This window comes from Rhodospirillum rubrum ATCC 11170, from assembly GCF_000013085.1.
In the GTDB taxonomy this organism is placed as follows: domain Bacteria; phylum Pseudomonadota; class Alphaproteobacteria; order Rhodospirillales; family Rhodospirillaceae; genus Rhodospirillum; species Rhodospirillum rubrum.
In genome coordinates this window covers 336923-350080 of record NC_007643.1, presented here as the reverse complement: position 1 = coordinate 350080, position 13158 = coordinate 336923, and the positions used below count along the sequence as shown (strand labels likewise).

General features: G+C 66.6%; 13 protein-coding genes and 1 riboswitch. Of the genes, 7 read left to right on the top strand and 6 right to left on the bottom strand.

The features are described from left to right. Positions 1-21 precede the first annotated feature (21 nt). Positions 22-1752, bottom strand: a complete 1731-nt coding sequence (locus RRU_RS01490) for a thiamine pyrophosphate-binding protein (RefSeq protein WP_011388037.1) — start codon at positions 1750-1752, stop codon at positions 22-24. Positions 1753-1785: 33 nt separating this feature from the next. Then, positions 1786-2289, bottom strand: a complete 504-nt coding sequence (locus RRU_RS01485; protein ID WP_011388036.1) for a DUF2937 family protein — start codon at positions 2287-2289, stop codon at positions 1786-1788. Positions 2290-2374: 85 nt separating this feature from the next. Next, positions 2375-2485, top strand: a riboswitch (yybP-ykoY riboswitch). An 84-nt stretch (positions 2486-2569) separates the two neighbouring features. Between RRU_RS01485 and RRU_RS01480 the strand changes: the two genes are divergently transcribed. From RRU_RS01480 to queG, 4 genes are all read left to right on the top strand, one after another. Beyond that, positions 2570-3151, top strand: coding sequence for a manganese efflux pump MntP (locus RRU_RS01480; protein WP_011388035.1), 582 nt, complete (start codon positions 2570-2572; stop codon positions 3149-3151). Positions 3152-3323: 172 nt separating this feature from the next. After that, the gene (gene queA / locus RRU_RS01475; RefSeq protein ID WP_011388034.1) at positions 3324-4361 is read left to right on the top strand and encodes a tRNA preQ1(34) S-adenosylmethionine ribosyltransferase-isomerase QueA; all 1038 of its coding nucleotides are present in this window, start codon (positions 3324-3326) and stop codon (positions 4359-4361) included. After that, positions 4358-5485, top strand: a complete 1128-nt coding sequence (gene tgt, locus RRU_RS01470; protein ID WP_011388033.1) for a tRNA guanosine(34) transglycosylase Tgt — start codon at positions 4358-4360, stop codon at positions 5483-5485. Before queA ends, tgt begins: the two co-directional genes overlap by 4 nt. A 110-nt stretch (positions 5486-5595) precedes the next feature. Beyond that, entirely contained in the window at positions 5596-6723 is a 1128-nt protein-coding gene (queG, locus tag RRU_RS01465) for a tRNA epoxyqueuosine(34) reductase QueG (RefSeq protein WP_011388032.1), read from the top strand. Between the two features lie 52 nt (positions 6724-6775). Here the strand turns inward: queG and RRU_RS01460 are convergent, their stop codons facing one another. From RRU_RS01460 to phaR, 3 genes are all read right to left on the bottom strand, one after another. After that, positions 6776-7213 carry a helix-turn-helix domain-containing protein gene (locus tag RRU_RS01460; RefSeq protein WP_011388031.1) on the bottom strand — a complete coding sequence of 146 codons (438 nt, stop codon included), beginning with the start codon at positions 7211-7213 and terminating at the stop codon, positions 6776-6778. A 296-nt stretch (positions 7214-7509) separates the two neighbouring features. Further along, positions 7510-7941: a hypothetical protein gene (locus RRU_RS01455; RefSeq protein WP_242601295.1), complete on the bottom strand. Its 432-nt coding sequence runs from the start codon at positions 7939-7941 to the stop codon at positions 7510-7512. Between the two features lie 249 nt (positions 7942-8190). Further along, entirely contained in the window at positions 8191-8796 is a 606-nt protein-coding gene (gene phaR, locus RRU_RS01450) for a polyhydroxyalkanoate synthesis repressor PhaR (RefSeq protein WP_011388029.1), read from the bottom strand. 364 nt (positions 8797-9160) lie between these two features. On the opposite strand from phaR, the gene RRU_RS01445 reads away from it, so the two are divergent. From RRU_RS01445 to phbB, 3 genes are all read left to right on the top strand, one after another. Then, on the top strand, positions 9161-10405 hold the full coding sequence (locus RRU_RS01445; RefSeq protein WP_011388028.1) for an alpha/beta fold hydrolase: 1245 nt from the start codon (positions 9161-9163) through the stop codon (positions 10403-10405). Positions 10406-10605: 200 nt separating this feature from the next. After that, the gene (locus tag RRU_RS01440; protein ID WP_011388027.1) at positions 10606-11778 is read left to right on the top strand and encodes an acetyl-CoA C-acetyltransferase; all 1173 of its coding nucleotides are present in this window, start codon (positions 10606-10608) and stop codon (positions 11776-11778) included. 183 nt (positions 11779-11961) lie between these two features. Further along, positions 11962-12690, top strand: coding sequence for an acetoacetyl-CoA reductase (gene phbB, locus RRU_RS01435; RefSeq protein ID WP_011388026.1), 729 nt, complete (start codon positions 11962-11964; stop codon positions 12688-12690). A 69-nt stretch (positions 12691-12759) separates the two neighbouring features. On the opposite strand, the gene RRU_RS01430 is transcribed toward phbB, so the two are convergent. Then, on the bottom strand, positions 12760-13071 hold the full coding sequence (locus RRU_RS01430) for an SMR family transporter (protein ID WP_011388025.1): 312 nt from the start codon (positions 13069-13071) through the stop codon (positions 12760-12762). Positions 13072-13158: the final 87 nt, after the last annotated feature.

The window sequence follows — 13158 nt, the reverse complement described above, 5'->3', positions numbered from 1 at the left end:
GGACGAAGGGGTAGCAGACGATCAGGCGCTGGTGGCCAAGGCCTTTTCCCGCAGGGCGGTCAAGCTGACGCGGTGGCTGATCGCCTCGGGGTCTTGATGGATCTCGATCAACACCGGACGGCCGGCGACCAGGGCCTGATCAAAAGCCGGGCCGAATTCGGCCGTGCGGCGCACGCGCAAGCCCAGGGCGCCATAGGCCTGGGCGAGGGCGACGAAATCCGGGTTGGTCAGGCTGGTGCCGCTGACCCGGCCGGGATAGGCCTTCTCCTGATGCATGCGGATGGTGCCATACATGCCGTTGTTGATGACGATGATGATGGGATCAAGCCCCTGGTCGACGGCGGTCGCCAGTTCCTGACCGTTCATCAGGAAACAACCGTCGCCGGCGAAGGCCACCACCACCCGCCGGGGGGCGACGACCTTGGCGGCGATGGCGGCGGGCAGGCCATAGCCCATCGACCCGTTGCCCGGCGCCAACTGGCTGGGGAAGTGGCGATAGCGATGGAAGCGGTGGACCCAGCCCGAATAATTGCCCGCGCCATTGGTGATCACCGCGTCCTCGGGCAAGCGGGCCTCGATCTCGGCCATCACCTGGGCCATGTCCACGCTACCCGGGCAGGGGTCGGCGCGCAGATTGGCGGCGTAGTCTGCCCGCCCCTGGGCCAGCCAGCCGGCCCAATGACGGCCATCGACCGGGCTCAGCATCTCGGCGAAGGGCTCCATCGCCGAAACAATCCCCAGATCGGTGGCATAGACCCGGCCGATTTCACCGGCATCGGGGAAAATATGGATCAGGCTTTGGCTGGGGACCGGCGACTCGATCAGGCTATAGCCCTGGGTCGTGACCTCGCCCAGTCGATCGCCGACGCAAACGATCAGATCGGCGGCCTTGATGCGGGCGTTAAGGCGCGGGCTGGCCGAAAAGCCCAGTTCGCCGATATAGACCGGGCTGAGGTTGTCGACCACGTCCTGGCGGCGGAAGGCGGCGACCACCGGCAGGCCGCTGGCCTCGGCCCAGGTGGTGACCAGCTTGGCCGCGCGCGGCGTCCAGGTGCCGCCGCCGACGATGACCAGCGGCCGCTCGGCCGCCGCCAACCGGCTTGCCAGATCGGCCATATCGGCCGCGCGCGGCGCCGGACGCGCCGGGGGACGGGGAAGCGGATCGCGGGCAAAGGCCATCTCGGCCAGAACATCCTCGGGCAAGGCCACCACCGCCGGTCCCGGTCGCCCCGAGGTCGCCGCCGCCCAGGCCCGCGCCACCAGCTCGGGCAGGCGGGCGGCGCTGTCGGCGGTGGCGCTGAATTTGGCCAAGGGCGCGAAAAACGCCGTCATATCGACTTCCTGAAAGGCTTCGCGGCCGATCATCGGCCGGTCGACCTGACCGATGAACAGCAGCATCGGCGTGCAATCTTGAAAGGCGGTATGAACGCCGATCGCCGCATTGCAGGCGCCGGGCCCCCGGGTGACGAAGCACACCCCGGGCTTGCCGGTCATCTTGGCATGGGCATCGGCCATATAGGACGCCCCGCCCTCCTGCCGGCAGACCACCAGCCGCAAGGCGTCGGTGCGGTCGTGAACGGCATCGAGGAAGGGCAGGAAGCTTTCGCCGGGCACGCAATAGACCGTATCGGCGCCGAGGGCGATCAACGAGTCGGCAAGCAAGGCACCGCCCGTACGCGATGCAACGGAAGACTGGACCACGGCGCACACTCCCCGACTGTGTTTTTGAATATTGGATCCAATACTTCCCATTCCCCGGCCCCGCGGTCAAGGGGGCTGGCGGTCTCAGGCCGTGGGGTGGGAGGATACTTTGCGGCGGCGGCGGGCTCCGCGCCCGGCCAGGGCAAAGGGCGCCTTGAGGATCTCATAGATCACCAGGGCCAGGACCACGCCGCTCAAGGTGAACACAAGGCTTTCGGTGCTGAGCGGCAGGGCCGGCTCGAAGGCCCGCGCCGTCGCCTCGGCGATCGACCAATCGGCATGGCGCAGGAAGACCAGCGGCTGGGTCCAGACATCGGCCGTGGCGATCGCCCGATAGGCGCTTTCCAGCTCGGCCAGCCGCGCCTGACCTTGCAGGCGCAGCCCCTCGATCACCATGCGGGCGCCGGCGTCGCCGGGATCGACCAGCCCCAAGGCGCGGTCCAGCGACAAGCGCGCCTCGTCAAGATGGCCGCCCAGGCGCTGAAGATATTGGGTGATGAAGGCCCGGGTTTGCGACAAGGCCATGCCGGCGGCGCTGGCCAGCACCGCCCCTGTCAGCATGTCGATCTTGCGCACGATCCAGGACATGACCTCATTCAACCCGCAAGCCCCCTCCGGCGCAAGGGCGATCGCCTTTCTTGACAATCCTCCGACCTCATCTATAACCGTCAGACACCCGACCTTTGGGGAGTAGCCGCCCTTCCGGCTTGCGGAAGGGACCTCGCGTCAACATGCTCCGGCCCGTTCGCCGGTGGTGCGGGGAGCGCCGGATTTTCCGGCAGCCAGGCGAGACCAGGGGCGTGACCCGATCCCAGGCCAGGGATCCGTCGCGCCACTCGTCTTTACCTCTGGCCCCGGTTTTCCCGCCATGAGTCTTGCCACCCTGACCGTTCTCGGCTTCAGCCTGTCGGCCGACGCCTTCGCCGCCGCCCTTGGCAAGGGAGCCGGCGCCCGGCGCCCCGATCTGCTGGAGGCCTTTCGCGTCGGCGCCTATTTCGGCGCCTTCGAAGCGGCGGCGCCGCTGATCGGCTGGGCGCTTGGCCTGACCTTCGCCGCCCGCATCGCCGCCTTCGATCACTGGGTCGCCTTCACCCTGCTGGCCGGGGTTGGCGGTCACATGGTGATCGCCGCCCTGCGCGCCCCCAAAGCCGAGACGGCCGAGGCCTCAAAGGCGCGCCAGAAACGCGCGCTGTCGCCCCTGCGGCTGGCGCTCGCCGCCCTGGCCACCAGCATCGACGCCACCGCCGTCGGCATCGGCTTGGCGGTGACCGAGGTCAATATCCTGATGGCCTGCGCCCTGATCGGCGCGATCACCACCGTGGTCGCCGCCGGCGGCGTGCTCTTGGGCCGCGGCGCCGGACCGCTGCTCGGCCGCAAGGCCGAGGTTCTGGGCGGCCTCGCCCTGATCGGCATCGGCCTCAAGATCCTGATCGAGCATCTCTCGGCCTGACCGGCCCGATACCCCCCGCCGACGGACCGATGTCCCCTCGTCCGCCGGAAAACGCCGGCGGATATGGGTTTTCCCTTTTGCCGCCGGTAAGGGATTGGTAAAGCACCCCCACCTGGAAAGACCAGGAAAACCGCCCCCCTTCTCCGGGGGCCAGAAAACGACCTTGAAATTCATGCGCGTCGACCTTTTCGATTTCGATCTTCCCCGCGATCTCATCGCCGTCCGCCCGGCCGTTCCCCGCGACTCGGCCCGCCTTTTGCTGGTCGAGGGCGAGAGCCGCCGCGACCTGGGGGTGGGCGATCTTCCCGGGCTGCTTGATCCCGGCGATATCCTGGTGTTCAACGATACCCGGGTGATTCCCGCCCGCCTCAAGGGCCGCATCGGCGACGGCGGGGTCGAGGTGACCTTGCACAAGCGCGTCGGCCCCGATGCCTGGGACTGCTTCGCCCGCCCGGCGCGCAAGCTCAAGCCCGGGGTTGTGATCCTGTTTGCCGAGGGCTTCACCGCCACCGTCGCCGCCCGGGGCGAGGACGGCGAGGCGACCTTGCGCTTCGATCGCGCCGGCGCGGCGCTGATGGCCGCCCTGGAAGCCTATGGCCATATTCCGCTGCCGCCCTATATCAAGCGCCCCGACGACGCCCGCGACCGCGCCGATTATCAAACCATTTACGCCCGCGAAGATGGCGCCGTCGCCGCGCCCACCGCCGGCTTACACTTCACCCCGGCCCTGCTCGCCGCCCTGGAGGCGCGCGGCGTCAGCCGGGCGATGGTCACCTTGCATGTGGGAGCGGGCACCTTTTTGCCGGTCAAGGTCGAGGATACCGACGATCACCGCATGCATGCCGAAACCGGCACGCTGACGGCGCAAACCGCCGAGGCGATCAACGCGGCGCGGGCGGCGGGCGGCAAGGTGGTGGCGGTGGGCACCACGGCGATGCGGCTGCTGGAAAGCGCCACGGGCGCTGACAAGGTGATCCGCCCCTTCCACGGCGACACTTCGATCTTCATCACCCCGGGATACCGCTTCAACGCCGTTGACCGGCTGATGACCAATTTTCACCTGCCGCGCTCGACGCTGTTCATGCTGGTCTCGGCCTTCGCCGGCGCCAGCCGGATGCGAAACGCCTATGCCCACGCCATATCACAGGGCTACCGCTTCTATTCCTACGGGGATTCGAGCCTGTTGAGCCATGCCGAGGACCCCCGATGACCGCTCTTTCGTTCACCGTCAAAGCCACCGAAGGCAAGGCCCGCCTGGGCCGCATCGAGACCGCCCATGGGCCGGCCGATACGCCGATCTTCATGCCCGTGGGCACCGCCGCCACGGTCAAGGCGATGACCCCCGACTCGGTGCGCGCCACCGGGGCGCAGATCGTGCTGGGCAATACCTATCACCTGATGCTGCGGCCCTCGGCCGAGCGCATCGCCCGGCTGGGCGGGCTGCACCGCTTCATGGGCTGGTCGGGGCCGATCCTGACCGATTCGGGCGGCTATCAGGTGATGTCGCTGTCCAAGCTGCGCAAGCTGACCGAGGAGGGCGTGACCTTCCAGTCCCATATCGACGGCAGCCGCCACCTACTGACGCCCGAACGCTCGATGGAGATCCAGGATCTGCTGGATGCCACCATCACCATGGCGTTTGATGAATGCACCCCCTATCCGGCCGAGCGCCAGACGGTGGCCGAGAGCATGCGGATGTCGATGCGCTGGGCCGAACGCTCGCGCGCCGCCTTCCGTCCGCGCCCGGGCTATGGCCTGTTTGGCATCTGCCAGGGCGGGGTGCACGGCGATCTGCGGGCCGAAAGCGTCGCCGCCCTGACCGCCATCGGCTTTGAAGGCTATGCGGTGGGCGGTCTGGCGGTGGGCGAGCCCCAAGACGAGATGTTCCGCGTGCTTGACGAGACCTGTCCGCTGCTGCCCGCCGATCGGCCGCGCTATCTGATGGGGGTGGGCAAGCCCGAGGATATCGTCGGCGCCGTGCTGCGCGGCATCGACATGTTCGACTGCGTCATGCCCACCCGCTCGGGCCGCACCGCCCAGGGCTTCACCCGGCGCGGCGAGGTCAATCTGCGCAACGCCCGCCACCGCGACGATCCGCGCCCGCTTGACAGTGCCTGCTCCTGCCCGGCCTGCACTAGCTTCAGCCGGGCCTATCTTCACCATCTGGTGCGCGCCGAGGAAATCCTGGGGGCGATGCTGCTGACGTGGCACAACATCCAGTATTATCAAGATCTGATGGCCGGGCTGCGCGCGGCGATCGGCGAGCAGCGGCTGGCCGCCTTCGTCACTGATTTCCACACCACCCGGGGCTTGGGTGATATCGAACCGGTTTAGAACGATATGCGGGAAATCTGATTCCCGCACATCGTTCTAAGATCTTGATCGTCAAGCAAATCGTCGTCGCACTCTGGTCCAGAGTGCTCGGGATTTGCTGTAGGGAGCCCATGGCCAAGGCGAAACCAACCCCGGCGGAGATCAAGGACGCCATCCGCGCCAAGGCCGTCGAGCTGGGGTTTTCGGCCTGCGCCTTCGCCCGCGCCGAATTGCCCGATCGCGTGCGCGCCGATCTCAACGCCTTCCTGGACGCCGGCCACCACGGGTCGATGGCTTGGCTCTCGGAGACGGCCGAGCGCCGGGGCGATCCCAAGGTGCTGTGGCCCAGCGCGGTCAGCGTCATCGCCCTGGCCGTCAATTACGCCAGCGGCGGCGATCCCAAGGCCCTGGCCGCCCAGGCCGATCGCGGGGTGATCAGCGTTTATGCCCATAACCGCGATTATCACGATGTCGCCAAGGGCCGGGCCAAGATGCTGGGGCAATGGATGGCCGCCCGCCTGGGCGGGGCGATCAAGGTTTTCGTCGATACCGCCCCGGTGATGGAAAAGCCCCTTGCCCATGCCGCCGGCCTGGGCTGGCAGGGCAAGCATACCAATCTGGTCAGCCGCGCCCATGGCTCGTGGCTGTTCCTGGCCGAGGTGTTCTCCACCCTCGACCTGCCCGCCGACGAAGCGGAAGCCGACCACTGCGGCAGCTGTCGGCGGTGCCTGGACATCTGCCCGACCGCCGCCCTGCCCGCGCCCTATCGCATCGACGCCCGGCGCTGCATTTCCTATCTGACGATCGAGCACGCCGGACCGATCCCGCGCGACCTGCGGCCGTTGATGGGCAATCACATCTATGGCTGCGACGACTGTCTGGCGATCTGCCCGTGGAACCGCTTCGCCGTGCCCACCCGCGAACAGGCATTTTATCCGCGCGTCGAATTGACCGCGCCCAGGCTGGCCGATCTGGCGGGGCTTGATGACGCGACGTTTCGGGGGATCTTTTCGGGCTCGCCGATCAAGCGCATCGGCCGCGACCGCTTCGTGCGCAATGTGCTGATCGCCCTTGGCAACAGCGCGGACGGCGCTTTGCTGCCCGCCGTCGCCGCCCGCCTGGACGATCCTTCGCCGCTGGTGCGCGGCGCGGGCGCCTGGGCGTTTCGCCGGCTGGCCGGCGCGGAGGACCAGAGGCGCGAAAAAAACCGCCGTCTGGCCATCGAGGACGACCCGCAGGTGCGGGCCGAATGGGATTAAGCGGCGGCGTTTGTCAGGCCCGAGGGGCCTGACAGCCGTGCCCGTTATCAGGTCAGGCGCGCTGAGCCTGACATTCCTCGATCACCTCGACGACGCTGACCTGGGCGGCAAGCGCGCGGGCCAACTGGCTGAGGGCCTCCTGGTGACGCTCGTTCTGGATCATCGCGAAGTTGCGCGCGAGTTCCAGGCACATCCGCTGACGCGGCGACAGCGTTTCGCTGGCTTCGTCATCAAGACCATCGAAGAAATAGTTCACCGGAACATGCAGAACCTGGGCGATCTCGAACAGCCGGCCGGCGGAGATCCGGTTGATGCCGCGTTCGTACTTATGCGCCTGCTGATAGGTAACGCCGATCATGTCGGCCATCTGCTGCTGGGACAGCCCCAGCATCACCCGGCGTTCGCGAATCCGCTTTCCCACATGGCGATCAGCCTCGCTCGCCCGATTGGTCGGCCCGCCAACGCGGGTAAACACACTCACCGTATCCATAATGTCTTGCTTTCCCCCTGCCACGATCCGGGATCGCCCGCTCGCCCTGCTCCCGTTCGCCGGTGGGATCCTGCCGGCATGGCGTCCCCCGCCGCCTGTTCCTTGAAGGAAGGGCGCCGGCCGGAACCGAAAAACCGTGGATCGCGGGTTGAGCCAGGCACCCCGTCTCTCTCGTCGAAGGGTTACTGCGAAACCGACACCCGGACAACCCCCTCCCCTGCGGGAATCCCCGTATTGTGGCAAAAAAGTGACACTCGCTTGCCACACTTCGGACTCACGCTGAAGAACGCGGAGAATCAGGCCTCGAGATCGATCCCCTCGGGAAAGCGATCGCCCAGGATTATGATCCCGGAGTCGTTTCGCCCCCGGCGCCCGGCCAGGGCGTCGCGGACGAAACCATAGAAGCGGATGGCGACTTCGCGGGCCAGGGCGCCCACCGAGGAGACGGCCTCGCCGGCATCAAGCACATCCTGGGCCAGACTTTGGGTCAGAAAGGGCGCGCTGTTGAGCGGCACAAGCCCCTGGTCGTCCCCCCCTCGATCGCCCTTGGCCACGCCGTCATCAGCGGCGGCGGGGTCGGCGCTGGCTTGGGAGGGGCCGGAGTGCCAGGCGGTGGGCCGACGGGCGCCACGTTTGGCGCGCTCGGCCTCGGCGGCCTTGGGGCGATCGGCGCCGACGGTGAAGCGTCCGGCCACCGAGGCGGTGGTGGTCGGCGATTCGCTGGTCACCAAAAACGTCACGCGAACCGGCGGGACGACGGGCGGACTCCGCGTCACACTTCCGGGGCCAACGAGTTCTCCCATGGACCCATCTCTCCGCGCGGCAGAGCTTTCTGCCCTGGAAGGGGGGGCGGACCTGACCGCTTCCCGTCTCCGCGACCTGCCGGCCCCGGACTCGCCCTATCCCTATAATGTTGTATTACGGTACGGTGAATGCAACCTCGTCGGCAAGCCGGAAGGCCCGGTTTCGAAGAGGCGCTATTTCTCTTTATCTTCCATCATCTTATCAAGCTTTTGCTGCATCGCCGAAATCTTCTTTTTCAAGGCGTCGACATCCTGTTCGGACGCTGGCGGATCGGACTCGGCGGTCGATTTCGTCCGGGCATCCTCGCCCTTGAACGGATTGAACAGACTCATGGCGTTTTCATAGAAAGCCAGATTCTGCTTGTTCAGTTCATCGAACTTGCTGAAGGGGAACAGGCCATCCAGGGTGTTTTTCATCACCCCGCGCATCTGCTCCTCGTTGCGGGCGAAGGATTGCATGGAATACTCAAGGTATTGGGGCACCATGCCACCCAGGCTGTCACCGTAGAAGCCGATCAGCTGACGCAAAAATCCGATGGGCAGCAGATTCTGGCCCTTCGATTCTTCTTCGACGATGATCTGGGTCAGCACCGAGCGGGTAATGTCTTCGCCGGTCTTGGCGTCATAGACGACAAAGTCCGAATTGTCTTTGACCATGTGCGCCAAATGATCAAGCGTGACGTAGCTGCTGGTCGCCGTGTTGTAAAGACGACGATTGGCGTACTTCTTGATGATGATCGGCGCATCGGCGCCGCCGGCCCGCGATCCTTTGGACGTCATGCAGCCTTATCCCTTTTCGGCAAGGATCCGCGAAACGCGGCCCATCTAACCAATGTGTCATGCGGTGTGGTGCCTTGCACCATAAGAATAGCTCACCACCACCCGGGCAAGCCAGGGGAAATGCCCGTCAGGCAGGTGCTCCTGGCGGGAACCCCCTAAAACCGCTACCATAAGGCCATGAGCAACCCAACCGACCCACCGCCCGAGCCCCCCCCCGACCTCGCCGCCCTGGCCGGACGGTATCTGGCCTTGTGGCAAAAACAGGTCTCGGCCATGGCCGCCGACCCCACCCTGGCCGCCGCGTTATCCAAAACCGTGGCCTTCGTGACCGAGGCCGCAGAGCGTGTCAACGCCGGTGCCCCCGATGACCCAGCCGCCGCCCCCGCCGCCTCGCCTGGGCCCGCGCCCCCTGGCCCTTCACCTGATCCTTCAGGTCCTGACCTGGGGGGGCTGGCCCTGCGGCTTGATGCCCTGGAACGGCGGATGGCTCTCGTTGAAGGAGCGCTCAGCGGCCTGCTGGCCGGCGGCGGATCTTCTCGCCAGCCTTAAGGGCGATCCCGGCGCCCTGACCGCTTTCCTCGCCGCCGCCGATGGCGAGGCCCGCCGCCATCTCGACGCCTTTTTGCGCGGGGTCGAGGCTTATCACGCCCATCCCTATCACCGCCCGCTGGTCGATCCGCCGCCCTGCTGGTCGGCGGGAACCACGCTGCTGCGCGATTACGGCGGCTTTCGAGGGGCGGCGCCGATCGTGCTCATCCCCTCGCTGGTCAACAGGGCGCAGATCCTTGATCTGGCCCCCGGGCGCAGCCTGTGCCGCTTTCTGGTCGAAGCCGGGTACCGGCCCTTCCTTGTCGATTGGGACCAGCCGGGCGAGGAGGAGGCCGGCTTCGATATCGGCGCCTATGTCAGCCAACGCCTGGAGCCGGCCCTGGCGGCGGTCGTCGAGCGCACCGGCGTGCGCCCCGTCGTTCTTGGCTATTGCATGGGCGGCCTGCTCGCCCTCGCCCTGGCCAGCCGCCAGCCCGGCCTCGTCCGCGGCCTCGCCCTGCTCGCCACCCCCTTTGACTTCGCCGCCGGCGACGACGCGCTGGCCGATCTGACCCGGGCCTTCGCCCCCTTGGCCAATATCCGACGGGCCCGCAACCGGCCGCTGCCCGTCGATCTCGTGCAATTGCCCTTCGCCCTGCTCGATCCCTTGGCGATCAGCGCCAAATTCGAAGCCTTCGCCCGCCTCGATCCCGCCTCGCCCAGGGCCCGGGACTTCGTCGCCGTCGAAGACTGGCTCAACGACGGCATCGCCCTCGCCGCGCCGGTGGCGGCCGAGGTGGCGCGGGTCTGGTATGGCGACAACGCCCCGGCCCAAGGGACTTGGTGGGTCGCCGGCACCCCGGTGATCGCCGGCGCCCTGGAAACGCCCAGCCTTGTCGTTTTGCCCGCCCGCGACCGCATCGTGCCGGCCGAAAGCGCCTCGGCCCTGGCCCGCGCCCTGCCCTCGGCTACGGTGCTTGATCTGGCTTTGGGGCATGTCGGCATGGTCGCCGGGCGGCAGGCCGAAGCCCGTCTTTATGGCCCCCTCGTGCACTGGCTCGATGGTCTGGCGGGACGATAGGCCGCCGATGGCGAGGCCCGCCACCCGTAGTCCGGGGAATTCCCGTTCGTTTGCCCGCAGGGATGTTTGCCAAGCCGTCGCCGGTTGCCTAGAGTGAGTTCCAGAAGAAAGCGTGGGCGGAGCAACCGCCCCGTGAATTGTCAGGGAAGACCGGGCGATCGCGTATCCCCCGCTTCAGCAACCAACGGAGTGAGAACGACATGACCGATATCGTCATTGCCGGCGCTACGCGTACGCCTGTCGGAACCTTTAACGGTGGATTAAGCGGCCTACCCGCCCACGCCTTGGGCGAAATCGTCATCCGCGAGGTGTTGCGCCGGGCCAAGGTCGAAGCCGGCGAAGTCGATGAAGTGGTGCTCGGCCAGATCCTGACCGCCGGCCAGGGTCAGAACCCGGCCCGTCAGGCCGCCGTCAACGCCGGAATTCCGGTGGAAAAAACCGCTTATGGCATCAATCAACTGTGCGGATCAGGGCTGCGCACGGTGGCCTTGGGCTTCCAGGCCATCACCCTCGGCGATGCCGATATCGTGGTGGCCGGTGGCCAGGAAAGCATGAGCATGGCCCCCCATGCCACCTATCTGCGCTCCGGCATCAAGATGGGGACGACCGAACTGGTCGACACCATGCTCAAGGACGGCCTGTGGGATGCCTTCCACGGCTATCACATGGGCACCACCGCCGAGAACATCGCCGGCAAATGGCAGATCAGCCGCGAGGATCAGGACCTCTTCTCCGCCGGTTCGCAGAACAAGGCCGAAGCCGCGATCGCAGCGGGCCGCTTCAAGGACGAGATCGTTCCCGTCACCGTCAAAGGCCGCAAGGGCGATATCGTCATCGATACCGACGAGCACCCCAAGGCCGGGGTGACGCCCGAGAGTCTGGCCAAGCTGCGGCCGGCCTTTTCCAAGGACGGCACGGTGACCGCCGGCAACGCCTCGGGCATCAACGACGGCGCCGCCGCCCTGGTGCTGATGAGCGAGGCCAATGCCGCCAAGCGCGGCGTCGCCCCGCTCGCCCGCATCGTGTCGTGGGCCACGGCCGGCGTCGATCCGGCGATCATGGGCACCGGCCCGATCCCCGCTACCCGCAAGGCCCTGGAAAAGGCCGGCTGGAGCATCGACGACCTGGATCTGATCGAAGCCAACGAGGCTTTCGCCGCCCAGGCGCTGGCGGTCAACAAGGACCTCGGCTGGGATCCGGCCAAGATCAACGTCAACGGCGGCGCCATCGCCCTCGGTCACCCGGTCGGTGCCTCGGGCGCGCGCATTCTGGTCACCTTGCTCCACGAGATGATCAAGCGCGACGCCAAGAAGGGTCTGGCGACGCTGTGCATCGGTGGCGGCATGGGCATCGCGCTCTGCGTCGAGCGCTAAGCCGCCTCACGGACATCCCAATTCCTGCGGGGGGACGACGGGCGCGGCCTGTGCAGCCAAGCCTTCCTCCCGCAGGGGAATCCCGCATACACTGCGTTCAAGGCCCCCAGTCAAACAAGGGGCCAAAGGTCCGATGTGAAAATCGGCGAGTCCTTTTAAAAAACCTTCAGGAGGGTGGAAGCAATGACGAAAGGGCGTGTCGCTCTGGTTACCGGTGGAACGCGTGGCATTGGAGCGGCGATCAGCCTCGCGTTGCGGGACGCGGGATATCGGGTTGCGGCGAATTACTATGGCAATGACGCCGCCGCCGAGCGGTTTACGGAAGAAAACAAGATCCCCGCCTTCAAGTTCGATGTGGCCGAATATGCCGCCGTCCAGGAAGGCGTGAAGCAGATCACCGCCGAATTGGGCCCGATCGAGGTGCTGGTCAACAACGCCGGCATCACCCGTGACGGCACCATGCACCGCATGACCCCGGAACAGTGGGAAGAGGTTATTCACACCAACCTCTCCTCGTGCTTCAACCTCGCCCGAGGGGTGATCGATTCGATGCGCGATCGCGGCTTCGGCCGCATCGTCAATATCGGCTCGATCAACGGTCAGGCCGGGCAATACGGACAGGTCAATTACGCCGCGGCGAAGTCGGGCATCCATGGCTTCACCAAGGCCCTGGCCCAGGAAGCCGCGGCCAAGGGGATCACGGTCAACGCCATCGCCCCGGGCTATGTCGATACCGACATGGTGCGCGCCGTCCCCTATCACGTGCTTGAAAAGATCATCGCCAAGATCCCGATGGGCCGCCTTGGCCGGGCCGAGGACATCGCGCGCGGCGTGCTGTTCCTGGTCGCCGATGACGCCGATTACATCACCGGCGCCACGCTGTCGATCAACGGCGGCCAGCACATGTATTAAGGATCCCGGGGCGAAAGCTCCGATCCCACCGGCAAAGGGGGCCCGCGAAGGCCCCCTTTTTTTATCGCCTCAGCCGATCTTCAAGCCGATGAGCCCGACGATGATCAGACCGAGCGAGGCCAGTTTGACCACGCTGACCGCCTCGCCAAACAGCGCCATGCCGGCGACCGCCGCCCCGACGGTGCCGATCCCCACCCAGATGCCGTAGCCGACACCCAAAGGCAGGCTGCGCAGGGCCAATCCCAGCAGCCCCAGGCTGGCGATCATCGCCAAAGCCGTGAGCAGCGAGGGAACCAACCGGGTGAACCCCTCGGTCATCTTCAAACCGACCGCCCACCCCACTTCGCATAAACCGGCGAGAACCAGAAAAACCCAAGCCATGGATGCCTCCCTCTGGATCCATGGCGGGGTCGTCCCCGCCTGAAAAACACCTCCAGCGGGGTCGTCCCCGCCTGACGAACACAAGTC